Raw genomic sequence first — 22,728 nt, forward strand, 5'->3', positions numbered from 1 at the left:
CCACGATGTTCTTCTTCCGACGCGGATCCGGCCGCGGCACTTCCGGCCGCCTCACCCCTCACCAGGCCCACCGGCGCACCCGTAGCGGAGAAGCGGTGCTCCTCGACGTCCGCGAGATATCCGAATGGAAGGCGGGGCACGCGCCGGACGCGGTGCACCTGCCGCTCTCACGCCTGCTCACCGGCGCCGAGCTGCCCGTGGGCGTGGCCGGCAGACCGGTGGTGGCGATCTGCCGTTCCGGGAACCGCTCCCAGCAGGCCGCGAAGCACCTCGCGGCGAAGGGGATCGAGGCGGTCGACGTCAGGGGTGGCATGACGGCGTGGACCCAGGCCGGTCTGCCCGTCGTCGGTGTGGGCAAGGGCGGCTCCGCGGCGTGAGCGTGCTCATCCTGGCTGTGGCGGCGGGGGCCGTGGTCGGCCTGGCGCTCGGCGCGCTCGGAGGGGGCGGCAGCGTCCTGGCCGTACCGGCCCTGATCTACCTGCTCGGCTTCACCCCGGCCGCGGCCACCACCGCGAGCCTCTTCATCGTCGCCGCCACCTCCGCGACCGCCCTGTACGCGCACGCCCGCGCCGGACACGTCCGCTGGAAGGCCGGAACGGCGTTCGCCGCCGCGGGCATCGTTCCCGCCGCGCTCGCAGGGTCGGCCGCCGCCCGTATCCCGCAGCCGGTCCTGATCTCGGCCTTCGCCGTGATCGCCGCCCTCGCGGCCGTACAGATGCTGCGACCCGCGTCTGCCGCCGGCCCGGCGCCGACCGTACGGCCCCTGAAGGCGGGAGGCGCCGGAGCGGGGCTCGGGGCGGTGACGGGGCTGCTCGGTGTGGGCGGCGGATTCCTCGCCGTCCCCGCCCTGGTCACCGTCCTGGCGTTCGAGATGCAGGCCGCCGTCGGGACCAGCCTGCTGGTCATCACGGTCAACTCGCTGGCGTCCCTGTTCACCCGGGCAGGCGGAGCGGCGGGGCTGGACTGGGCGGTGGTGGCGCCGTTCACCGGGGCGGCGATCCTGGGCGCCTGGGACGGCAAACGGCTGGCTGCCAAGGTGTCCGGAGCGGGGCTGCGACGGGTGTTCGCCGTCGTGCTCCTCGCGGTCGCCGCCTTCATGCTCGTCGACGCGCTGCTCTGACCGGCAGCGGAGCACGAGCGGGCCGGCAGCCGGGTGCGACCGGGCGTCCGGGTGTGGCACCGGCCCCTGTCACAGGATCTGACAGGTGTGATCGCGCGATGGCGCCCGGTGCGGGACGGCAGGGGCCCGGCAGCCGGCGGGGCCGGCGGTGTCAGGCGAGGGAGAGGAAGAGCTTCTCCAGGCGGGCCCGCATCTGGTCACGGTCCCCGGTCGCCTGTCCGCCCTCGGCCATGCACTGCTGGAGGCCGGTCGCGATGATCGCGAAGCCGGCCCGGTCGAGAGCGCGGGAGACCGCCGCCAGCTGCGTGATCACATCCTCGCAGTCCCGGCCGTCCTCGATCATCTTGACGATCCCGGCGATCTGGCCTTGGGCCCGCTTCAGCCGGTTGAGCACCGACTTCAGCTCGTCGGCCGCCATGTCCAGTTCCACACGTCCTCCTGTTTTGATACCCCGAGGGGTATCTATCCTACCGTGTCCGGTGACCTGCTCGTGGTGTGCGTCCCGCCGGGCCGTTCAGGGGCCGGGTGGCGGCCCGGGCCGCGCGGCAGACCCCCTGAACTTCGGGCCCGCACGCATGGGTCCCACAGGTCCGACGAATTCTGGCCGGGGGCGGGTTCCGGAGGCGAGGGGTCCATGTTCGGGATCCGAAGGTGAGGCCGACCCTGTGGACCGGCGAGCCGTCACGTCTTCGATCCGTACTCGCGGGGGCCCCATGGTGGGGGTGTCGTCCCGGCGCCCCGGACCCGGTGGATTCCGTGCGTGTCCAGCACCTTGCCAGCCCGCCCGGAGCAGCCCTATTCTCACCTGGAGAAAGCGCTTTCCCCCTCTGTGGGGCCCCGTACCGGTGAAGTGGAGTCGCGCAGCGGACATGCGGCGCGACGCGTGAGCCGCCATCGAGTCGGCACGGGGCTGACCAGGCTGTTCAGCGGTGAAGGCTCGCCGTGGTGGGTGGCTCCTCCTGTCTCCCGCCGCAGTGGCCGCCGCCCGGACGGCACGGCCCGGGCGGGCGGGGGTGCGGCAGCGGTGGCCCCGCGGCCGGTGCCCGCGCACGTGCCGGCCCGGGCTGTCGCGGAACGGCCGGTCGGATGTGTTGCAGGGCACCGTCAGCTGGGCCGACCGGAACCTGTCCGGCGGGGAAGGGTGACTCGACGCCTCGTCGTTGAATGTCATGCCCACGCCAAAAGGGACGGTCCCCGGTATCCGAAGGACGAGTAGGGAGACAGACATGGGACGACCAGTCGCTCGGCGACTCTGTGCGGGACTGGCCACGATGGCCCTGGCGGCCGCCACGGGAGCGATCCTCACGATGCCTCAGGCGTCGGCCGCCACCGGCGGTGCCACCGGTTACGCGACCCAGAACGGCGGAACGACCGGTGGGGCGGGGGGCCGGACGGTACGGGCCACCACCGGGACCGCGATCCACGCGGCCCTGTGCGGCCGCGCCAGCAGCAGCACTCCGATCACCATCCAGGTCGAAGGGACCATCAACCACGCCAACACCGCCAAGGTGTCGGGTAGCAGCTGCAACACCGCCGCAGGTGTGATCGAGCTCAAGCAGATCAGCAATGTCACCCTCGTGGGCGTCGGCAGCGGAGCCGTGTTCGACCAACTGGGCATCCACATCAGGCAGTCGAGCAACATCATCATCCAGAACGTGACGGTCCGGAACGTCAAGAAGTCCGGCTCGCCCACCTCCAACGGCGGTGACGCCATCGGGATGGAGAGCGACGTCCGCAACGTCTGGGTGGACCACGCCACGCTCGAAGCCTCGGGCGGGGAGTCGGAAGGCTTCGACGGGCTCTTCGACCTGAAGGACAACACCCAGTACGTGACGCTGTCCTACAGCTCGCTGCGCAACTCCGGGCGGGGCGGTCTCGTCGGGTCCAGCGAGACCGAGCTCTCCAACGGCTTCATCACCTACCACCACAACCTGTACGAGAACATCGACTCCCGTGCACCCCTGCTGCGTGGCGGCATCGCGCACATGTACAACAACTACTACGTCAAGCTCAACGAGTCCGGTATCAACTCCCGGGCCGGGGCGCGCGCCAGGGTGGACAACAACTACTTCAAGAACTCCAAGGACGTCCTTGGCACCTTCTACACCGACGCGGCCGGATACTGGCAGGTCAGCGGCAACATCTTCGACAACGTGACCTGGTCCGCCCCGGGAAGCGAGAACAAACCGGCGGGCCCCGACGTGAAGTCCACCACCACCGTGAGCATCCCCTACTCCTTCGGCCTCGACCCCGCCGGCTGTGTGCCGGACGTCGTCAGCCGTACGGCGGGCGCCGACAAGGGTCTGAAGGTCTCGGACGGCACGTGCTCGCCGCAGAGTCCGGACCCGACCACTCCCACGCCGGACCCGACCGACCCCACGCCCGACCCCACCGACCCGACCCCGCCCAGCGGCACCAACCTCAGCCTCGGCGCCGGTTCCGACGGCAGCAGCAAGGCCGACGGGACGAGTTACGGCAACGTACGGGACGGCGACCTGAACACCTACTGGTCACCCGTCGGCTCGACCGGTTCCGTATCGGTCAAGTGGGGCTCCGACACCGCCATCTCCACGATCAGCATCCGGGAGGCGGCGGGTTCCGCGGGCACCATCCGTTCCTGGAGGCTCGTCAACGGGGACACGGGCGCCGTTCTGACCTCGGGAACCGGGGCCGGCGTGATCGCGGTGCCCCGGACCTCGCTGCGCAAGGTCACCTTCGAGATCACCGGTGCGACCGGCACCCCGAAGGTCGCCGAGTTCGAGACCTACGCCGGCTAGCCGGCCGTCTCCTCCCCTGCCCGGGGATCGGAGGGACGGCCCGGAGCGCGGTGCCGGTGTGATCACCGGCCCGGCCTCCGGGCCGTCCGCCGGTCCCGGCGCCGCGCCCCGTCCACGCGACCTGTCACTCGAAGAACTTCAGACTCCAGCCCGTGTCGGTGGTGGGGCCGGGGACGTTGGCCCGCCGGTAGGTCGTGTCGCCCCACCAGGCGAAGGTGCCCGTGTACCAGTAACGGTTCTCCCAGGAGTACGGCGTCCCCTTGGGGACGGCGTGGAACATCAGGGGGAACCTCGGGCCCGCCGGCGGGCTCGTGGCGATGTCACCGTCGAGCAGGACGAAGCTGTGGTGGCCGGGGCCGTTGACGTACAGGGTGGGGTCCCAGCCGGACATCATCGTCGCGCGGTGGGAGCCGAACAGGCAGCCGTTCGACTTGTACCAGTCCCATACGTACGTCGGGTCGCCGCCGGCCCGTAGCCTCAGGTCGGCCAGGCAGTACTGGTCGCTCCAGCTCCCGTTGGCCGAATAGGTGATGTGCAGCTGGCCGTTCGGGTCCTTGACTGGCTCCGGCCCCTCGTTGATGTACGGGTTGCCCACCACCCGTTCCCAGCTCTCCCGCGGCTGCGAGATGACACTGCGCGGGCCGGTCGGAGTGGTCGGGCTGCTCATCCGTGCGATGTAGAGGTTCTGCTCCACGTTGGTGTCGCCGGCCCAGCCGGACCAGACGAACCAGCGCTGTCCACCGAAGGTGAACATCGTGCCGTCGATGGCCCACTTGTCGTCGGGCAGGGCGAGTTTCGTCTCACCGGTGTATCCGCTGTCCGGTGCGGCGGAGCTGATGACGTACATCCGGTGGGCCGGTCCGCGGCCGGCCGTGAAGTAGATGTAGTAACGGCCCGCCTCCCGGACGATCTCCGGGGCCCAGACCTCACCGAGGCCACGGGTGTCCGACCAGACCTGCCGGGCGGGGGCCGAGGCGAGGGCGGCCGTCGACGACGCCTGACGCACGGCGATGCCGCCGCCGGCCGACTGCACCGAGATGTAGGTGGCGCCGACCCGGAGCACGCTCGGGTCGGCGGCCCGGAGACCGGTCTGGTCCGCCCGGGCGGTTCCGGGAGTGGTGAGGGACAGCAGGGCGGTAAGGATTCCGGCGAGCGCAGCTGCGGCGGCGCCGGTCAGGCAACGAGAACGCGTCATCATCCCGTCCGTGGTCGGCCTCCGTGTCCGGCCGGAACCGGCGGAGGGGTGCGGGTGCGAGGGGCAGGGTTCCGGCATGGACGACGCGGCGCACGGCAGGGGAGGGGGGTGGTTTCCGTCCTGCGGCCGAGCCCTACGCCGGTGTGCCCGGGTGGGCTTCCGTGCCGGGCACAGAGATCTGCACAGGCCGCCGTCCCGCGTCTACATCGATGGAAAGAGCGTCCATACAGGATTGCGTTCGGTTGTGAGCATGTCAATAAGCTGGTCGGGTCGGCATCGTGCCGGTTTCCGTACGGCCCCGCACGCGGTGCGGTCCGCCACGTGGCGCGCGCCCGCTCAGGAGAGCGAGGTCGCGGGTGCTGCGGAAGGGCCCGTGGGCAGCGGGCGTTTCGAGCGGCCTCCGTCGCACTGCAGGGAGATCACGACCAGGGTGGTGGGGGAGCCCGCCGACCCCGTGCCGGGAAGCATGGTCGCCGCGGTCCAGTCGGCCCTGCGCAGGGTGAGCCCTCCGCTGTCCGGGGCCGACTTCCAGCCGAACTCCGAACGGGCCCGCGCGAAGCCCGACGTGAGGGCGATGTCGGCCGTGTCCGGCGGCAACTCGGCCGACAGGCTCTCATGGCACTCGAGCGGGATCAGTTCCTGTGGTGCCCGTTCGAGAGTGACACCCTCCGCCTTCATGGCCGAGGTCAGTTCCGCCACCACCGTGTCGGCGGGTACCGGGGGGCCGGAGGAGGTGGAGGGAAGCGGGCCGAGGTCCCGGAGGAGGAAGGAGCAGCCCGTCAGCGTCACCGTCGCAGCCACGACCCAGGCCGCCGCCCCGGTGAGGCCCCGTCGCACTCGCATGATCCCGCCCGCTCCCTGTGGTGCCGCCCGAGGCCGATCAGTCTCCCATCCGGGCGGACGGGACAGGGCGTCGGCCCTGAACGGCGTCCCCGGTCCGCGTTCCGCACGTGAGGAACCGCTCTCGTGAACGGTGTGTTCGCGGGTGGTACCGGCGGGTCCGGGCGGAGGACGCTCCTCCCCGAGGCGGGCCGCCTGAAGCTGTCCGCGCTTCTCGGTGGGCATGCGACGGGCGCCGACCTCCACGGGGTCACCGCCCCGGCGGAGGGGTGTCCGGCGTGCACGACATAGCCACGAGGAGAACAGGAAGTTTCACCCGCCTTAACGGCGGTCCACTTCACAGGTATCGCCACACGAATTCGTCCCGGAGCAATGGAATGTGGCTCGCGACGCATTCGGAAATCATGGGCGGAGATCACCTTCCACGGTTAGGCTGACGGCGCTTCGCCGAGTGGCGTAGCAGCTGCTCACGCACTCCGGGGAGGGTGCTGGACGCAGTGGCCTGGGGGTGCGGAGCGACTCGGGGACGGCGCTGTCGGTGGGGGAGTCCTTTCCGGCGGGTTGCGGGAAATCCCTCAGCCGTGCATTTCCCGGGAAGGTGAGTCGAGACCTGGTGTGGGCCCCTTGCTACGCCGCCCCCGGAATCGGCCCGTTCTTCCGCGTACGGCGGTTCCTGGGAGGGCTTCGCCTTCGAGTGGAACGCGACCACCGAGACGTACGCCCTGAAGTCCCTGGCGAACAACCGCTACGTGGCGGTCGAGAAGAACTTCACCGGCAGCGCGCAGAACGTGCTGCGCGCCCGCTCGGCCGGTGCGGGCGGCTGGGAGCAGTTCGTCCTGTACTACAACGAGAGCCTGGACCGCTGGGCGCTCCGGTCCACGCTGAACGGGCTCTTCGTCGCGATGGAGAACGGCTACACGGGATCCCTTCAGTACGCACTGCGCGCCCGCTCCACCGAAGTCACCGGTTCCTGGGAGGAGTTCACCCTCTACGGCATCGGTGCCTGACCTGCGCCCCCGCCCACCGGTATCCGCCACCGCGCGGGCGCCGGCGGGCCGGGGCGCTCGTACGGGCGGCGAGAGCCACGAGCACGGCGCACGCCGGCCGGCTTCCCGGGAGGGGCGGCGCGGTGGAGCCTCCCGGCGACCTCGGCATCCCGTACGGGGCGGCGGCCCTGCGCCGACTCCGCGACGCCGCCCGCCCGGAGCGCTCGTCCCCGCCGTACCCCCAGCGGTGGTGGACGGCGACAGGCCGTCGTGCTCGCTTGCGGCCGGGGGACCGGGACGGCAGGGTTCGGGAACGTGGCCACCTTGCTGATCGTCCATCACACGCCCTCGCCGAACTGCCAGGCGCTCTTCGAGGCCGTCGTCGCCGGCGCGACGACGGACGAGATCGAGGGGGTACGCGTCGTCCGACGCGCCGCGCTCGCCGCGACGGCGTCCGACGTGCTCGCCGCGGACGGCTTCCTCCTCGGCACCCCCGCGAACCTCGGCTACATGTCCGGGGCCCTCAAGCACTTCTTCGACCAGGTCTACTACCCGTGCCTGGACACGACGCGCGGCCGCCCGTTCGGCTACTACGTGCACGGCGGCAACGACGTCACCGGAGCGGTGCGGGGCGTTGAGTCGATCACGACGGGCCTGGGATGGCGCCGCTCCGCCGACGCGGTGACCGTGACCGGTGAGCCGGGCAGGGCGGACATCGAGGCCTGCTGGGAGCTCGGGGCCACGGTCGCCGCCGGGCTGATGGCCTGACGGAGCCGGGCTGCCGGCTGAGCTCGCCGGGGGACGGGCGGGCCCCCAGCCGCTTCTACCCGTCGGCCCCCGGACGCCCCGGCCCTCCGCCGCGGCCGGGGCTTCCGCGGCCTGAGCCGCGCCGGGTCTGCGGGCCCTCCGCCGTGCTGGGCCGCGCACCGGAACCGTACGCCCCGATTCCCTGGTCCGGCACCTGCGCCGGGCACCGCCGGGCTCGGGGGCCGCGGTGGCCCGGCCCCGCGGTCCCGGCCCTCCGCGGTGTGATGCGCGGGCCCCCTGCGTCGCTGGGATCTGTGGGAGGAGCGGACCCTCCCACGGGACGACAGGTGGGGAGTCGCGAAGTGCTGGGACGGAGCGTCAGCGGCTGGATTCCGGTGGCCCGGCGGGGCCCGCACCGCGGGGGGCGGAGCCGGCCGGTGTTACCCGCGTCCATCGAGGCGCTGGGGCCCCTGCTGCCGACGACGTACGGAATCGACGAGCAGGTCGACTGGGCGGTCGCCGAAGCCCGCTGGGGCGCCCCTTTCCCGGCCGACTACAAGGCCTTCATGCGGGCGTACGGGGAGGGCTCCGTGGACGGCGCGATCGTCGTCCACCGGCCGTTGCCCACGGACGCCGAGGGTGGACGGACCCCCGATGCCATGGCCGAGGGGACCGGCGCCGTACAGGAGGCCTGGAGGGTGGAGGCCGACGAGGTGTGGGCCGATCCCGCCGGCCCCGACCTGGTACTGGATCCCGGGTCCCTGCTCGCCTGGGGGACGACGACCGAGGCCGACATCCTGTGCTGGCTGACGATGGACGAGGACCCGGACCGCTGGCCCGTGGTGGTCTGTGGGCGTCACACCGTACCCACGTTCGCGCTGTACCGGTACGGGATGGCCGAGTTCCTGCGCAGACTGCTGACGGGCGCGTTCGAGATGTCGCCGATCACCGTGGACGGGGTGATGGGGCGCAGCCGCCACGCCTTCGTGAGCAGGGCCGTGCAGCGGGCCCGTCGCAGGGCGGGCCTCGATCCGTGGACCGGCGAGCCGCCGGCCGGCTGACGGACGGGGGTCCGGGGTCCCCGCGCCCGGGCCGCCATGCGGCTGCCGGGCGGGTCCGGCCGCCGCACGGAGGAGTGACCGGGGCCTGGGGAGTGCCGCCGGCAGCCCCAGGCGCCGCGCTCCCGCTCAGTGCCGCCTCCAGGTGAGTTTGCCGCCGCCCACCCACCGCACGACCGCCGGGTCCTCGAGGTCGTGGACCGTGATGCCGGCGTCGGCGGCGAGGAGCAGGAGGTCCGTCATCGACGTCGCCGCGCCGGCGACCTCTCCGTCGATCTCCACGACGCGGAAGGGCGGATGCCCGGGCTGAACGGGCAGGACGGTGATCCGCGGGTTCGCCAGGTCGGGGTTCACGCTGTCGGTCATACGAGGACGCGTTCCACACGGGGGCCATCGATATGCCCGCCAGTGGCACAAGTGAGTCGTATGCCCGTTTTGATGTCTTTTCTTAAATTAACACCTTAATATCCGCCTGGGTGTCGAGTGGCGGCGACGGCCCTGCGGTCCACCGCAAATCGCCCTTATCGGGCGCGGTGACCAGGGTCACGCTTCTCGCCCGGGACGCCGTGACGTGCCTCCCGGTTCCCTTGCCTGCCGGGAAAGTTGGGAGCGCCGTGTGGGGCCGGTCACGCGAATTCCCGTGAATTGATCTTGCCGATGAATTGTGATCACGAATTCGGGGCTTGTTCCTTTCGGCATTTCTCGCCTACGGTCACCCTCATTCCGGACGGAACGCCGAATCCTGCCGCCGTCCGGGAACCCGACCACATCTCGTACGGCAGGAGCGGGGGACCCAGGTAAGCGCCGATCCGGTATCCGGAGCGGCTCGGGGTGAAGTCGCATTCGTGTGCGGCCGGGCATCTCCAGCCCGAACCCGACAGCTCACTTCGTAGGCGGCGGAGAGGAATTCAGCATGCCCGCAAAGTTCAAGACCCGTCGTCCCGGGACCCGTTCGCTGACCCGCGGCATCATCGCCGTGAGCACGGGCGGAGCCGCCCTCGCCCTCCCCGTGATCGGCGCGACCGGAGCGTTCGCCGCGCCGGCGCATCCGGTGGCGGCGGAAAAGTCGATCACCTCGACTGCCGTGTCCGGCAAGGAAATTGCCGCGCAGAAGTCCGAGCCCGTCACGTATTCCGTGATCTTGGGTGATTCCCTTTCCAAGATCGCACGCGACCATTCCGTGAGCGGTGGCTGGCAGGAGCTCTACAACGGCAACCGAAAGGCTGTCGGCGGTAACCCGAACCTGATTCACCCCGGTCTGAAGCTGACCATCGGGGCCAAGGCCGAAAGCAATGTGCCGGACGCTGCGGACAAGGCCGGGAAGAAGGCCGAGCCGTCCGCCGACCGCGCCGCGCAGAACACCGGCCGCGCCGACCGTTCCGAGCGGACCACGGAACTCGCCGCCCAGGGCGCGCCCGCCGCCGCGGAGGCCGTCGCCGCCGAGCCGGTCACCTACACGAACGACCTCGACGGCTGGATCAAGGAGTCGCTGGCCGTCATGGCCGAGCACGGCATCCCCGGCACCTACGAGGGAATCCACCGCAACATCATGCGGGAGTCCTCGGGTAACCCCCTGGCCATCAACAACTGGGACATCAACGCGATCAACGGCGTTCCGTCCAAGGGGCTGCTCCAGGTCATCGACCCGACCTTCCAGGCCTACCACGTGCCCGGTACGTCGATGGACAGCTACGACCCGGTCGCCAACATCACGGCCGCGTGCAACTACGCCGCCGACCGGTACGGCTCGATCGACAACGTGTTCGGCGCCTACTGAGGCTGACCGTGTGACAGCGGACCACGCCTGACGGGTGGTGCGGGTTCTGACGGACCCGCACCACCCGTCCTTCCGTGTGCGGGGACCCGGGCGCGCGGGCCGGCCGCCGGCGCGGGACGGGGCCCGCACGCGGTTCCGGGGTACGGGGGCGCGGATCCACGCCCCCGCGACTGGTCTCGTACAGGTTCGTCGTCCATACTGCCCGCCGTGGAGCAGCGCATAGATTCCAACACCAAGCCAGAGTTCGCCGCGGGCACGGATCCGGCGTACATCCCCGGCCTGACGGCCCCTGCCCCCGCCCGGACGGAGGGGAAGGCGGACGAGGCCGCCGACGCGCGTGCCGGGGCGGAGGGCCGGGAGGAACCAGCGGCTGCCGCCGGGCGGGCGCCGGTCGCGGACGACGCGGACCCGGTGGCGGACGACGCCGGCGCGGCGGTGCGGGAGGAGGGCGAGCGCGGTCCCGGCGCCGGTAAGGAGGACGGGCCCGTCTTCGAGGTCAGCGACCGGCGCGGATCGATCCGGGTGGACCGCGAGGGCGTGCGGTTCCGGCTGGACGACCAGGAGGCGGACTTCGACTGGTCAGAGATCGGCGCGGTGGAGGTCCGGACCGCCCGGTTCGGACGCCGGTTCACCGTCACGGTCCATCTGTCGAGCCGCCGCTGGTTCAACGCCGAGGTCGAGGCGGCGGCCCGGAGCAGCCTCAAGGAGTGGACGGCCGACCTCGACGCGGCGCTGGACGCCTACTTCGACGAGGCCGCCTGACCCGGTCCTCCGCGGGGGGTGCCGGGCGGACGGACCCCGCCCGGCACCCCCCGCGTGCGCAGGATCAGGCCCCGGCGGCCTCGTCGAGGACCACCGACCGGGTGAGGTGACGGGGCAGGTCCGGGTCGAGGTCGCGGGCCACCGCCCGGGCGATCGCGAGCCGCTGCACCCTGACCAGCTCCGCCAGCGGGTCAAGGCCGCTCGCCACCCAGCGGGCTCCGGTTGCCCGTACCTGCTCGGCGAGGCCTTCCGGGGCGGCGCCGAACATCCACGTCGCCGTCCCGGCCGTGGCGATGCTGATGGGTCCGTGGCGGTACTCCATCGCCGGATACGACTCCGTCCAGGACAGTGACGCCTCCTTCATCTTCAGCGCCGCCTCGTTGGCGAGCCCGACCGTCCAGCCGCGCCCCAGGAAGCTGAACTGCGCGCACTGCGTGAGCCCTTCGGGTAGCGGCTCGGCCAGCGCGGTCCTCGCATCCCGCACCACGTCGTCGGTGTGCAGCCCGAGGTGGGCGCGGAAGAGGGTGAGCGCCGTCGTGGCGAACCGGGTCTGCACGACGGACCGTTCGTCGGCGAAGTCGAGCACCACCACCTCGTCGGCGGCCGCCATGACGGGGGTGTCCGGGTCGGCGGTCACCGCGAGGGTCGGCGTGGTGCCGCGCAGCCGGGTCAGCAGGCCGAGCACCTCCGTCGTCGTGCCCGAGCGTGTGAGGGCGACCACCCGGTCGTACCGGCGGCCGAAGGGGAACTCCGAGGCGGCGAAGGCGTCGGACTCACCCTGCCCGGAGTCCTCGCGGAGCGAGGCGTACGCCTGGGCCATGTAGAAGGACGTGCCGCAGCCGACCACGGCGATGCGCTCACCCGTGGCGGGCAGTACGGCTGCGCGGTCGGCCGCCACCTGCGCCGCTCGGCGCCAGCACTCCGGCTGGTCGGCTGTCTCGGTTTCGACGTGGGACATGTCCGCGCTCCGCTTCCACTGCTGCCCGCACCCGGGAGGTGCGGGGCCTGGGGTGTGCCGTGCCTGGTGTGCCGTGGCCGGGCCCGGTGCGGGTCTGCTCCGTACCGGCCTGGTTGAAGTCGTCATTTTGATGATTGATTCTGCATGTTACATGGGTCAAAAGAGCAAGAACAAGCATGAGTCCCGTGGTCCGGAGGGGAGATGTGCAGCTGTTTTCGGCCAAGCTCGGTGGGTAATCGGCTCAATCTGGTTCTCTGCGTCCGAGCGGGGTACCACCGTCCCAGCCCCGGGCCGGTGACCGTTACGGGAGGGATCGGGGGATAGGTCCCGTACCGGCTCCGCGCCCGGCGACCTCGTACGGTCACGTCCGGACGCCGTTCGGCGGGTGGAAGGGTCGGTTTCGCGCCACCGGGCGGACTTCATGGCCGAGTTCGAACGCGCGAGCGCACCACTGTCGGCATAATCGCCCCATGTCGATCACGGGTGGGGACGTCGTTGACCTCGGCACAGGCCTGTACGCCTGGCTGCCGCCGAAGCGCGGCTGGGGGCTGGCCAACTGCGGCCTCCTGGTGTCCCCGAGCGGCGGGCTGTGGATCGACACCCCGTACGACCCGCTGCTGGCGGGCCGGTTCCTCGTGGAGAGCCGGAAGAGGCTGCCCGACGGGGTGGACATCGACCGGGTGATCGTGACCCACGCCAACGGCGACCATTTCTGGGGCGCCGGCGTGCTGCCGGACGCGGAGATCATCGCGACCCGTGGGGCCAGGGAGCACATCCACTACGACCCCACCCCGCAACAGCAGCACGCCCTGGTGACCGGGGGTGACCGAACCACCCCGCTCGGCGCGTACCTCGCCCGCCACTTCGGCGTCTTCGACTGGTCGGACACCGCACCGGTGCGGCCGACGACGTACTTCACCGGAGAGCTCGAACTGACCCTGGGCGACCACGTCGTCCAGGTGTCGTCGCTGCCGCCCGCCCACACCGCGGGTGACCTCATGGTGCATCTGCCCGCGCAGCGCGCCGTGTTCAGCGGTGACGTGATCTTCTCCTCCACGGCGGGGCAGCCCGGGGACCACCCGGTGCACTGGGCCGGCCCCCTGGACAACGTGATCGCCGCCTGCGAACGCGTCCTCGCCACCGGTGCCGAGGTGATCGTGCCCGGCCACGGACCCGTGCTCGACCCGGCCGGAGTCCGGGAGCACATCGGCTACCTCGCCCACGTACGCGACCGGGCGCACGCCCTTCACGCCGCCGGAGTGCCCGCCACCGAGGCGGCCCGCCGGGTGATCCGCGAAGGCCGTTACCCGGACCTGGGCCTGCCCGAGCGCCTCGTGGTCACCATCGGGAGCGAGTACCGGCACCTGGACGGCTCCGAACTGCCCGGCGTCCTGCAGGTGATGGCCGAGGTCGCCGTCGTCGCCCAGGAGACCGCCGCCGGCGTCACCACCGGCGGCGAACCGGCGTGACGGCCGAGCCGAACGGCCGCCGTACGCCCTCCCGCCGCACGGCGTGCGCATCGTGCCCGACCACAGAGAAGCGGTGACGCCGTGCCGGCATGGATCACGACCCTGATCGCCGTCTGCGTGGCGGTATGGGCGTCCACGCGGACCCACCAGGCCAGGCGGGACGCCTACGGGGCCGCCACACGCGTCGAGCTGATGGAGCGTCAGCTGAAGGCGGCGGAGGCCCGCACCCTCGCCCTGGGCGAGGAGATACGCCAGCTGGCCGAGAAGCGGATCCCGGCCGCCGCGACCGCGCTCTCCCACCGCTCCGCGCCCGTCCCCGGACTGCGGGAGGCGGCCGGGGTCGAGGGTGACGCCGCGCGGCTGCTGACCGGTGCGGTCGAAGCGGCGCGCACCGCGATCCTGGAGGAGCGGGGCCGGGTCGACGCGGCCGCCCGGTCGGCCATGCGCGGCACCTCCGCGAAGATCCAGTCACTGCTCAACCAGTCGCAGCACCTGCTGCAGGAGCTCCAGCACGAGTACGACGACCCGCGGATCCTCCAGCTCGACTTCCGCAACGAGCTCGCCCTGCGCCGCACCCAGGCCACCGCCGTCCTCTGCGACGCCTGGCCGGGCCTGGCCCGGCAGAACTCCTCGCTCGTCGAGGTCGTGCTCGGCGCCCAGTCCCGGGTAGCGGGGTACGAGCGGATCAAGGTCGCCAACCACCTCCGCCAGGAGCGGCTGGCCCTGGTCGCCCGGGCGGCCGAGCCCTTCGCCATCGCACTCGCCGAGCTGCTGGCCAACGCGACCGCGTACTCGCACCCCGACACGGAAGTACCGGTGACCGTCCAGCAGACGGCGGGGCGCGGTGCCCTGGTCCTGGTCGACGACGCCGGTATCGGCATGGACGACGACGCTCTGAAGCGCGCCCGGACGCTTCTGGCGGGGCCCTCCGAGGTGCTGCTGACCGAGCTGGGGGATCCGCCGCAGACCGGCTTCGCCGTGGTGGGACGGCTCGTGGCGCGCTACGGATTCAGCTGCCACATCGAGGCGTCCCCGTACGGCGGTATGCGCACGATGCTGCGCGTACCGGCCCACCTGCTGACGGTGATGGACGACGACCGGACGCTGTCCGTGCTCGCGCCGAAGGCAGTCGACGCCCGGGGGCCCCTCGCGGAGCCGGAGCCCGGGGCCCGTACCCCGGCGCCCACCGCAGAGCCGGCCGGCGACGGCACCGGGGAGCCCGCCACCGGCCGGACGGCCGGACCCGCCGCCGGGACCTCCGCGACCGGACTGCCCAGCCGTCGCCGCAGGACCCCCCGCCGGGCGCCGGCCCCGGGCCCCGCCCCGGAGACGCACGAGGAGCGGCCCCCGCTCCGGACACCCGAGCAGGCCGAGGCCTCCTGGGCCGCCCTCCAGGAGGGCACCCTCAGCGGCAGGAACGCGCCCGCACCCACAGCTTCCTCATCGGACGACCAAGGAGACGACGAGACGTGAGCGCCACCCCCACCCCCACCGGTGATCTCGCCTGGGTGCTGACCCCGCTGCTCGAACTCCCCGGCGTACAGCACGCCGTGGTGGCCACCGGCGACGGCCTCGTCGAAGGCGCGTCACCCGGCCTGGAGCGCGCGTCCGCCGAGCGGGTCGCCGCGATGACTGCCACGCTGCACGCGGCGGCCCGCGCCTTCACCACTGCCTTCACCGAGGCCGAGTCGCCGCGCCTGGCCCAGACGGTCGTGGAGTCCGATCAGGGCTTCGCCGTCGTCGTACCCGCGGGCCGCAACACCACCCTGGCGCTCTTCGCCGCACCCGACGCGCACCTGGGGAACATCGCTTACCAGATGCAGGTGCAGGTCACCGCGCTGACCCGGGCCATGCACGCACCCACCCGCCAACCGGACGCTGCCACCCGGCCATGACCCCCGGTCCAGGGCGCCGCCTGATCCCCGCCTATCTGGTCACCGGTGGCCGCTCGGCTCCCACCGGCCCCGCGCTCGACCGGCTCGCCGTGCTCGTCCGTACGGACGAGGCACTACCGCCGAACGCCGGTTCGGAGCAGCGCAGACTGTGTGAACTCCTGGAACCGGGAGCCCTCACCGTCGTCGAGTGCGCCGCCCATCTGGAACTGCCGGTCAGCGCCACGGTGTTCCTGGCCACGGATCTCGTGGCCGGGGGACACCTGCACGCTCGGCCACCGATCCCCCGTGCCGGTGAGATCGACCGGTCGCTCGTCGAGAGGCTGCTCGTTGGACTCCGTACCCTCCACTGACCGGCGCGGCGTCGGCTATCTGCCGAACGCCGCCGAGACCCTGATGAAACTGGTCGTCACGGGTCCCTTCGGCGTGGGCAAGACGACCCTGATCCGTACCCTGTCGGAGATCCCGACCCTGCACACGGAAGAGGCGATGACGCAGTCGAGCGCCGGACTCGACGACACCGCCGGTCTTCCGGGGAAGACCACGACCACGGTCGCCGTCGACTTCGGCCGACTGACCGTCCAGGACGACCTGGTGCTCTACATGTTCGGTACCCCGGGGCAGGAACGCTTCCTTCCCCTCTGGGAGGACATCGCGCGGGGGGCCCTCGGCGCCCTCGTCATGGTCGACACCCGCCGCCTGGGGGACTCCTTCGCGGTCATGGACATGGTGGAGGACCAGGGGCTGCCCTACGCCGTCGCCGTGAACCGCTTCCCGGACGCGCCCGCCCACACGGACGAGGTGCTCCGCACGCACCTCGACCTCGATCCGCGGACCCCGCTGGTCCAGTGCGACGCCCGCGAACGCCACGGAAGCATCCACGCACTGATCGCCCTCGCCGAGCACGCACTGACGTGCCTGTCCCCGACCCAGGACCCGGCATGAACCTCCCCGAAGCCGGTACGCCCTCCGGAGCCGCACCCGGTGCGGGCACCCCTTCCCACGAGCCGCTCCCGCTGTACGGCCCCGCCTTCGCCGCAGATCCGCACGGCCACTACCGCCGGCTGCGCGCCCAGGGGCCGCTGGCACGCGTCCGGATCGCTCCGGACATCGACGCGACCCTGGTCACGGACTACCAGGCCGCCGTCGACCTGCTGAGGGACACCGACACCTTCACCAAGGACCCGCGGGCCTGGCAGGCGGGTGTGCCCGCCGACTCCCCGGTCCTGCCGGTGCTCGGCCACCGGCCCACGGCGCTCTTCAGCGACGGCGCCGTGCACGCCCGCTACCGCGAGGCCATCAACGACACCCTCGCCCTCATCGAGCCGCACCTGCTGCGCGCGGAGGTGGCCGGGATCGCCCGGCGGCTCATCGGCACGTTCTCCGCCACCGGCACCGGCGACCTCATCGCCCAGTACGCGCGCAGGCTCCCCCTGCACGTCTTCACCTCGTCCTTCGGCGTCGCACCGGGCGACACCGAACGGATCGTCCGCGGCGCCTCGGGCATGATGGACACCGCCGAGGACGCGGCGGCCGCGTACGCCGACCTCGTCGGAGTCGTCAGCGGACTCGTCGCCGAGCGCCGGGCGCGCCCCGGGCGCGACCTCACCAGCTACCTCCTCGCCCACCCGGCGGGCCTCGACGACGACGAGGCCGTGCGCCAGATCACACTGATCATGAGCGCGGGCCACGACCCGACGACGAACCTGATCGGCAACGCGCTGCTGCGCATGCTCAGTGACACCCGGTACGGGGGTTTCCTGCACGGCGGGGCGATGACGGCGCAGGAGGCGATCAACGACGTGCTGTGGCGGGACCCTCCGCTGGCCAACATGGGGGCGCACTATCCCCGGCGCGACACCGAGTTCCACGGTGTCCCGCTGCGCGCCGGACAGCTGGTCCTGGTCTCGTTCGCCGCCGCCAACACGCAGTCCCCGCCGGCAACTTCCGGGCTCGCGGTGCGTTCCGGGGACAGCGCCCATCTGGCCTGGTCGACGGGGCCGCACCGGTGCCCGGCGAAGCAGCCCGCCCTGCTCATGGCGATGACCGCGATCGAGCAGCTCACCAGCCAGCTCTGCGACCTCGAACTCGCCGTCGACCCGGAGGGACTTCTGTGGCGGCCGGGCCCCTTCCACCGTGCCCCCGCCCATCTCCCGGTGCGCTTCACCCCGCTCGACACGCTTCCCGGGACCCCGGCCGGCACCGCGCCCGGGAGTGTCGATCACGGTCAGGCCCGTGTCGGTGGTACGCCGAACGGGTGAGGGAGGTCAGAATTGCCCGATGGACAACGAGCGCAGCCGGCGCACAGCCAACCGGCATACCGACGGGGTGGTTCTGTGAGCAGGTACGACAGGTACGACAGGTACGACGCCACCGACGAACAGTGGGAAGGGCTCGCACAGGTCGTACCCCTGAGGGGGCGCAACGAGTGGCCGTCGCGGGTCGACCACCGCGCCGTCCCGGAGCAGCGGGAGGCGGCGGAGCAGCGCCGCCTGGTCGTCCTGCGGGTCCAGGTCTTCGCGGACGCGCGTGAGGTGGCCGAGTACCTGGTGGCGCAGATTCCGGTCCTGCTGGACCTGACCGGGGCGGAGAGCGACGTGGCCAAAAGGATCCTGGACTTCAGCAGCGGTGTCGTCTTCGGGCTCGGCAGCGGGATGCACCGCGTGGACCGCAACGTGTTCCTGCTCGCGCCGGTCGGCATGGAGGTCGAGGGGGTCACCGCGGCGGGCGTACCTCAATCGTAGGAAGGTCGTGCGGGCGGAACGGTTCGCCGGTCGCGGGCGTGCGTACGGTCCGGTCATGACTGTGACCTCCACGGCGACGGACCGGTCCCCCGCGCCCGGCCGAGCCGCCCGCCCGCCCCGCCCGTTCGTCGGTGAACTCAGGCTCCCCGCCTTCGGACCCCACCGCCGCACCGTGCTCCCGCTCGGTCCGCTCACCCTGCTCGCCGGGGGCAGCGGCAGCGGGAAGTCGACTGCCCTGCGCGGGTACGAGGCGCTGGCGCGGCTCGCCGCCGGAGATCCGCTGGAGGACGTCTTCCCCGACCCGGCCGCCTGGGTGCCCGAGCGGGCGGGGGCCGACGCGCAGGGGCGAAGGGGCTTCCGGCTCGGCTGCACGGTGGAAGGTCCGGCCGGTCCGGTGAAGCTGGAACTGGCAGTCCAGGCCGAGCCCACCCTGCGCATCGTCGGGGAGCGGCTGACGGACCACGGCGAGACGCTGCTGACCACGGCACTGCGTGATCCCCGGGGCTCCGCCGTGCAGGCGGCCTGGCACACCGCCGGGGCGGTGCCCGTGACGCGCGCGCCCTTCCCCGACGACCGGCTGGGCACCGCCCTGCTGCCGCTGCGGGTCGCGGGCACGACGGCGGGGCAACTGCGGGTACTGGCTGCCGCGGAACAGGTGGTGGTGGCGCTGCGGTCGGCGTTCGTCTGCGATCCCGTGCCCGGCCGTATGCGCGCGGCGGTCCCGGTCGGGGAGGGCCGGCTGACCTCCGGCTGCGACAACCTGGCCGAGGTGCTGTACCGCACCCACAGCCAGTGTGCGCAGCGGCACGCCCGGTTGGTGGCCGGTGCCGACGCGGGGTGCGCGGGACGGGTGACGGGACTGGGCGTCGAGCGCCTGGAGGACGGGAGGGTGCTGGCCCGTACGGAGCGGGGGCCGGGGCACAGCACGCCCCTCGGCCGTCTCGGGGACGGGGAGTTGCGGTACCTGGCGCTCGCACTGGTCCTGCTGACGGGGCCTCATGTCCTGGTGGTGGACCCGGTGGCGGAGGTGCCCTCGGCGATGCAGGCGCTCACGGTCCTGGCCGACGGGTTCGACCGCTGCATGGACGCGAGGCAGACGGGAGAACTGCTGGCGCTGGCCGCCTCGGTCTGCGCGGGCGGGCACATGCGCCTGCTCGGAACGGTCACGGAGGCGACTGCGGCGGTGGCCCGTGCGACGGCCGGTGTGGCAGTGGTAGACCTGTCCCGGTGACGGAACTCGACGTAGCACGACTCCAGCGGCGGCTGGCCGACTTCGCGGCGGCCCGGGCCTGGGAGCGGTACCACACCCCCAAGAACCTCGCTGCGGCCCTGAGCGTCGAGGCCTCCGAACTGCTGGAGATCTTCCAGTGGCTGACGCCCGAGGAAGCGGGGCGGGTCATGGAGGACCCCGGGACGGCGGACCGCGTGGAGGACGAGGTGGCCGATGTCCTGGCCTATCTGCTGCAGTTCTGTGAGGTGCTGGGCGTGGACGTACTGGCCGCGCTGGCGGCCAAGATCGAGCGGAACGAGTCCCGTTTCCCGGTCGCGGACCGACCCGCACCGCAGCATCGTCACTCTTCGGAGTGATCGACTTATCCACAATCGGTTTCCTGTCCACAGATTTCCGATTTCCTCTGGCTTTACGGTGCCGTCGACCTCACTGTGGGTAATGAGAAAGGTGAGCGGGTTTTCGGCGGACGGGGGAGTGTCATGGAAGCGGAGCGGCTCATCGAGGACGGTCGGCGGTCTCTGGCTGCGAGCCGGGGTGCGCCTGCGGTGATGACGGAGGCCTGGCAGGCCCAGGCCCTCGCGCGGGCGGTGGGCGGGCAGTTGGTGCGGTGCGGCCCGGCGGAGTTACGGACGGACGCCCGCGGCCTCAGCGAGATCGGGGCGGCGGGAGCGCCGGTGCTCGACCACCCGATGGTTCCGGCAGGGGGCGTGCGTGCGACCCGGCTCACCGAAGTCGCCGACATCCCGCGGACGCTGGACGTGCTCGCCCTGCTCCTCGGCGAGGTGGGGATCGCCCTCGTCGGCGTCGCCTGCGGGACTGAGGAGGAGGGGCTGTACTGGCAGTGCATCGAGGCCATAGACGCCGTCGACGAGTCGGTGGACCGGGTGCAGGGGATGCAGCGACGGCTCGCCGAGCAGGAGTGGGAGCGGGATCCGGACCAGGAGCGCGCCGGCCCGTACGGGGTGATCCGGGGACCGGCGGGCTCCGTGACCGGCCGGCCGTGAGCCCGCGGGTCCGGGTGGCCGGCCGCGGCCGACCACGGCTCGGGCGGGGACAGGCCGAGTCGTGCGGTGCCGAAGGTGCAGGATGGAGGCATGGATCTTCGAATTTTCACCGAGCCCCAGCAAGGGGCGAGCTACGACACACTGCTCACCGTCGCCAAGGCCACGGAGGACCTCGGCTTCGACGCCTTCTACCGGTCGGACCACTATCTGCGGATGGGCTCCGGCGACGGCCTGCCCGGGCCGACCGACGCGTGGATCACGCTGGCGGGGCTGGCCCGCGAGACCAAGCGGATCCGGCTCGGCACCCTGATGACGGCGGGCACGTTCCGCCTGCCGGGTGTGCTGGCCATCCAGGTGGCACAGGTCGACCAGATGTCCGGCGGCCGGGTCGAGCTGGGGCTGGGGGCGGGCTGGTTCGAGGCGGAGCACAAGGCGTACGGCATCCCGTTCCCGAAGGAGAAGTTCGGCCGGCTCGAGGAGCAGCTGGCGATCGTCACCGGCCTGTGGGGGACCGAGACCGGCAAAACGTTCAGCTACGACGGCGCGTACTACCAGCTCACCGACTCACCGGCGCTTCCGAAGCCGGCCCAGGCCAAGGTGCCGATCCTGATCGGCGGGCACGGCGCGGTCCGCACCCCGCGCCTGGCCGCGCAGTACGCGGACGAGTTCAACATCCCCTTCGCGTCGATCGAGGACAGCGAGAAGCAGTTCGGCAGGGTCCGGGCCGCGGCCGTCGCGGCGGGCCGGGCGGCGGACGACCTGGTGTACTCCAACGCCCTGGTGGTCTGCGTCGGGAAGACCGACGCGGAGGTGGCGCGCCGTGCCTCCGCCATCGGACGTGAGGTCGAGGACCTCAAGGCGAACGGCCTGGCCGGCTCGCCCGACGAGGTGGTCGACAAGATCGGCCGGTACGCAGCTATCGGGGCGTCGCGGATCTACCTCCAGGTCCTGGACCTGGACGACCTGGAGCATCTGGAGCTGATCTCCTCGCGGGTGCAGTCCCAGTTGCGGCGGGAAGCCTCAGCCGGGAAGTGACCGCCGCGGGAGCCGGCCTGGGGAGGGGCGCGCGGAGAGGCCGGCCGGCGGCAGGATCGTGAGCCGCCGGCCGGTGGAGGGGGCCGGGCGCCCGTCGGCCCACGGGGGACGACGGAGCGGCCGGTCCGCAGGTGACCGGTGGGGGAGCAGCCGGCCGGCGTGGAGCGTCGGCGGGGACAGCCGATGTCGAGGAGCAGCCGTGCCAGTCGTCCGAATCCCGCCGGTGCGGCCGGCCCGTCCGCTCGGTGAGGCGCTCGCCGAGGGCCCCGTTCTGCTGGACGGCGGCCTGTCCAACCAACTGCAGGCGCAGGGCTGCGATCTGTCCGGCGAGCTCTGGTCGGCCAGGCTGCTGGCCGACGCGCCGGAGCAGATCGAGGCCGCCCACGCGGCCTACGTGAGGGCCGGGGCGCAGGTGCTCATCACCGCCAGCTACCAGGCGACGTTCGAGGGCTTCGCGCGGCGCGGTGTCGGGCGGGCCGGGGCCGAGCGGCTGATGGCGCGCAGTGTGGACTCGGCCCGCAGGGCGGGGGCGCTGACGTCCCGGGACGTCTGGGTCGCCGCCTCGGTCGGTCCGTACGGGGCGATGCTCGCGGACGGCAGCGAGTACCGGGGCCGCTACGGGCTGTCCGTCCGGGAGCTGGAGCGCTTCCACCGCCCCAGAGCCCGGGCGCTGGCCGAGGCGGGACCGGACGTGCTGGCTCTGGAGACCGTGCCGGACATCGACGAGGCCGAGGCCCTGCTGCGGGCGGTCCAGGATCTTCCGGTGCCCGTCTGGCTTTCGTACAGCGTCGCCGGGGACCGGACGAGGGCGGGGCAGCCGCTGGAGGAGGCCTTCGGACTCGTGGCCGGGAACGACCAGGTGGTGGCCGTGGGGGTCAACTGCTGCGCACCCGAGGATGCGGGCGGCGCGGTGGAAGCGGCGGCTGTGCTCGGCAAGCCCGTCGTCGTCTACCCGAACAGCGGCGAGACGTGGGACGCCGCACGCCGGGCGTGGTCGGGCGGGAACACCTTCCGGCCTGAACGGGTGCGGGACTGGCAGCGGGCAGGGGCCCGGCTGGTCGGGGGCTGCTGCCGGGTCGGCCCCTCGGAGATCGCGGAGCTGGCCACCGTGCTGGAAGGACCGTGTCCCTGAA

24 protein-coding genes, 1 pseudogene and 1 riboswitch are annotated in these 22,728 nt (G+C 72.2%); of the genes and pseudogenes, 20 read left to right on the forward strand and 5 right to left on the reverse strand.

Features of this window, described 5'->3' with window-relative positions:
- Nucleotides 1-5: 5 nt before the first annotated feature.
- The gene (locus BA175_RS01050; RefSeq protein ID WP_069169267.1) at nucleotides 6-377 is read left to right on the forward strand and encodes a rhodanese-like domain-containing protein; all 372 of its coding nucleotides are present in this window, start codon (nucleotides 6-8) and stop codon (nucleotides 375-377) included.
- The gene (locus BA175_RS01055; RefSeq protein WP_069169268.1) at nucleotides 374-1,120 is read left to right on the forward strand and encodes a sulfite exporter TauE/SafE family protein; all 747 of its coding nucleotides are present in this window, start codon (nucleotides 374-376) and stop codon (nucleotides 1,118-1,120) included. The genes BA175_RS01050 and BA175_RS01055 overlap by 4 nt, the downstream gene beginning before the upstream one ends.
- A gap of 151 nt (nucleotides 1,121-1,271) precedes the next feature.
- Here the strand turns inward: BA175_RS01055 and BA175_RS01060 are convergent, their stop codons facing one another.
- Nucleotides 1,272-1,550: a metal-sensitive transcriptional regulator gene (locus BA175_RS01060; RefSeq protein WP_069169269.1), complete on the reverse strand. Its 279-nt coding sequence runs from the start codon at nucleotides 1,548-1,550 to the stop codon at nucleotides 1,272-1,274.
- 796 nt (nucleotides 1,551-2,346) lie between these two features.
- Here BA175_RS01060 and BA175_RS01065 point away from each other — a divergent pair.
- A complete protein-coding gene (locus BA175_RS01065; protein ID WP_069169270.1) occupies nucleotides 2,347-3,897 on the forward strand; it encodes a pectate lyase family protein in 1,551 nt (516 codons plus the stop codon).
- Nucleotides 3,898-4,021: 124 nt separating this feature from the next.
- On the opposite strand, the gene BA175_RS01070 is transcribed toward BA175_RS01065, so the two are convergent.
- Together BA175_RS01070 and BA175_RS01075 are read right to left on the reverse strand one after the other, a co-directional pair.
- On the reverse strand, nucleotides 4,022-5,092 hold the full coding sequence (locus BA175_RS01070) for a glycoside hydrolase family 43 protein (protein ID WP_069170271.1): 1,071 nt from the start codon (nucleotides 5,090-5,092) through the stop codon (nucleotides 4,022-4,024).
- Nucleotides 5,093-5,428: 336 nt separating this feature from the next.
- Nucleotides 5,429-5,935: a hypothetical protein gene (locus tag BA175_RS01075; protein WP_079159325.1), complete on the reverse strand. Its 507-nt coding sequence runs from the start codon at nucleotides 5,933-5,935 to the stop codon at nucleotides 5,429-5,431.
- A gap of 644 nt (nucleotides 5,936-6,579) precedes the next feature.
- Between BA175_RS01075 and BA175_RS01080 the strand changes: the two are divergent.
- The 3 genes and pseudogenes from BA175_RS01080 to BA175_RS01090 form a co-directional block, all read left to right on the forward strand.
- Nucleotides 6,580-6,939, forward strand: a pseudogene (locus BA175_RS01080) (fascin domain-containing protein); the annotation flags it as partial.
- A 294-nt stretch (nucleotides 6,940-7,233) separates the two neighbouring features.
- Complete coding sequence (locus BA175_RS01085) at nucleotides 7,234-7,686, forward strand: flavodoxin family protein (RefSeq protein ID WP_069169271.1); 453 nt, start codon at nucleotides 7,234-7,236, stop codon at nucleotides 7,684-7,686.
- Nucleotides 7,687-8,102: 416 nt separating this feature from the next.
- Nucleotides 8,103-8,726, forward strand: a complete 624-nt coding sequence (locus tag BA175_RS01090) for an SMI1/KNR4 family protein (protein WP_069169272.1) — start codon at nucleotides 8,103-8,105, stop codon at nucleotides 8,724-8,726.
- A 126-nt stretch (nucleotides 8,727-8,852) separates the two neighbouring features.
- Here the strand turns inward: BA175_RS01090 and BA175_RS01095 are convergent, their stop codons facing one another.
- Nucleotides 8,853-9,089 carry a hypothetical protein gene (locus BA175_RS01095; RefSeq protein WP_069169273.1) on the reverse strand — a complete coding sequence of 79 codons (237 nt, stop codon included), beginning with the start codon at nucleotides 9,087-9,089 and terminating at the stop codon, nucleotides 8,853-8,855.
- Nucleotides 9,090-9,446: 357 nt separating this feature from the next.
- A riboswitch (cyclic di-AMP (ydaO/yuaA leader) is annotated at nucleotides 9,447-9,634 on the forward strand.
- A 2-nt stretch (nucleotides 9,635-9,636) separates the two neighbouring features.
- Here BA175_RS01095 and BA175_RS01100 point away from each other — a divergent pair.
- Both BA175_RS01100 and BA175_RS01105 read left to right on the forward strand, forming a co-directional pair.
- Nucleotides 9,637-10,500, forward strand: coding sequence for a transglycosylase SLT domain-containing protein (locus BA175_RS01100; RefSeq protein WP_069169274.1), 864 nt, complete (start codon nucleotides 9,637-9,639; stop codon nucleotides 10,498-10,500).
- 207 nt (nucleotides 10,501-10,707) lie between these two features.
- Nucleotides 10,708-11,262 (forward strand): hypothetical protein, encoded by a 555-nt coding sequence (locus BA175_RS01105; RefSeq protein WP_069169275.1) that lies wholly within the window; start codon nucleotides 10,708-10,710, stop codon nucleotides 11,260-11,262.
- A 64-nt stretch (nucleotides 11,263-11,326) separates the two neighbouring features.
- Here the strand turns inward: BA175_RS01105 and BA175_RS01110 are convergent, their stop codons facing one another.
- Entirely contained in the window at nucleotides 11,327-12,220 is an 894-nt protein-coding gene (locus BA175_RS01110; protein WP_069169276.1) for an SIS domain-containing protein, read from the reverse strand.
- 470 nt (nucleotides 12,221-12,690) lie between these two features.
- On the opposite strand from BA175_RS01110, the gene BA175_RS01115 reads away from it, so the two are divergent.
- The 12 genes from BA175_RS01115 (at nucleotide 12,691) to mmuM (ending at nucleotide 22,727) form a co-directional block, all read left to right on the forward strand.
- A complete protein-coding gene (locus BA175_RS01115) occupies nucleotides 12,691-13,689 on the forward strand; it encodes an MBL fold metallo-hydrolase (protein WP_069169277.1) in 999 nt (332 codons plus the stop codon).
- Nucleotides 13,690-13,770: 81 nt separating this feature from the next.
- Entirely contained in the window at nucleotides 13,771-15,162 is a 1,392-nt protein-coding gene (locus tag BA175_RS01120; protein ID WP_069169278.1) for an ATP-binding protein, read from the forward strand.
- Nucleotides 15,159-15,584 carry a roadblock/LC7 domain-containing protein gene (locus tag BA175_RS01125; protein ID WP_069169279.1) on the forward strand — a complete coding sequence of 142 codons (426 nt, stop codon included), beginning with the start codon at nucleotides 15,159-15,161 and terminating at the stop codon, nucleotides 15,582-15,584. The genes BA175_RS01120 and BA175_RS01125 overlap by 4 nt, the downstream gene beginning before the upstream one ends.
- Nucleotides 15,581-15,934 (forward strand): DUF742 domain-containing protein, encoded by a 354-nt coding sequence (locus tag BA175_RS01130; RefSeq protein ID WP_069169280.1) that lies wholly within the window; start codon nucleotides 15,581-15,583, stop codon nucleotides 15,932-15,934. Before BA175_RS01125 ends, BA175_RS01130 begins: the two co-directional genes overlap by 4 nt.
- Nucleotides 15,912-16,526: a GTP-binding protein gene (locus tag BA175_RS01135; protein WP_069169281.1), complete on the forward strand. Its 615-nt coding sequence runs from the start codon at nucleotides 15,912-15,914 to the stop codon at nucleotides 16,524-16,526. The genes BA175_RS01130 and BA175_RS01135 overlap by 23 nt, the downstream gene beginning before the upstream one ends.
- Complete coding sequence (locus tag BA175_RS01140) at nucleotides 16,523-17,842, forward strand: cytochrome P450 (protein WP_254667788.1); 1,320 nt, start codon at nucleotides 16,523-16,525, stop codon at nucleotides 17,840-17,842. The genes BA175_RS01135 and BA175_RS01140 overlap by 4 nt, the downstream gene beginning before the upstream one ends.
- A gap of 75 nt (nucleotides 17,843-17,917) precedes the next feature.
- Nucleotides 17,918-18,325 carry a cell division protein SepF gene (locus tag BA175_RS01145; protein ID WP_069169282.1) on the forward strand — a complete coding sequence of 136 codons (408 nt, stop codon included), beginning with the start codon at nucleotides 17,918-17,920 and terminating at the stop codon, nucleotides 18,323-18,325.
- Nucleotides 18,326-18,332: 7 nt separating this feature from the next.
- Entirely contained in the window at nucleotides 18,333-19,556 is a 1,224-nt protein-coding gene (locus tag BA175_RS01150; RefSeq protein WP_069169283.1) for an AAA family ATPase, read from the forward strand.
- On the forward strand, nucleotides 19,553-19,912 hold the full coding sequence (locus tag BA175_RS01155; protein ID WP_069169284.1) for a nucleotide pyrophosphohydrolase: 360 nt from the start codon (nucleotides 19,553-19,555) through the stop codon (nucleotides 19,910-19,912). The genes BA175_RS01150 and BA175_RS01155 overlap by 4 nt, the downstream gene beginning before the upstream one ends.
- Before the next feature lie 123 nt (nucleotides 19,913-20,035).
- The gene (locus BA175_RS01160; protein WP_069169285.1) at nucleotides 20,036-20,560 is read left to right on the forward strand and encodes a DUF6099 family protein; all 525 of its coding nucleotides are present in this window, start codon (nucleotides 20,036-20,038) and stop codon (nucleotides 20,558-20,560) included.
- Nucleotides 20,561-20,650: 90 nt separating this feature from the next.
- Nucleotides 20,651-21,595, forward strand: coding sequence for an LLM class F420-dependent oxidoreductase (locus tag BA175_RS01165; RefSeq protein ID WP_069169286.1), 945 nt, complete (start codon nucleotides 20,651-20,653; stop codon nucleotides 21,593-21,595).
- Between the two features lie 199 nt (nucleotides 21,596-21,794).
- Complete coding sequence (gene mmuM / locus BA175_RS01170; protein WP_438947302.1) at nucleotides 21,795-22,727, forward strand: homocysteine S-methyltransferase; 933 nt, start codon at nucleotides 21,795-21,797, stop codon at nucleotides 22,725-22,727.
- The last annotated feature ends 1 nt before the right edge of the window (nucleotide 22,728 follow it).

This window comes from Streptomyces griseus (assembly GCF_001715295.1).
GTDB classification, from domain to species: Bacteria; Actinomycetota; Actinomycetes; order Streptomycetales; family Streptomycetaceae; genus Streptomyces; species Streptomyces griseus_G.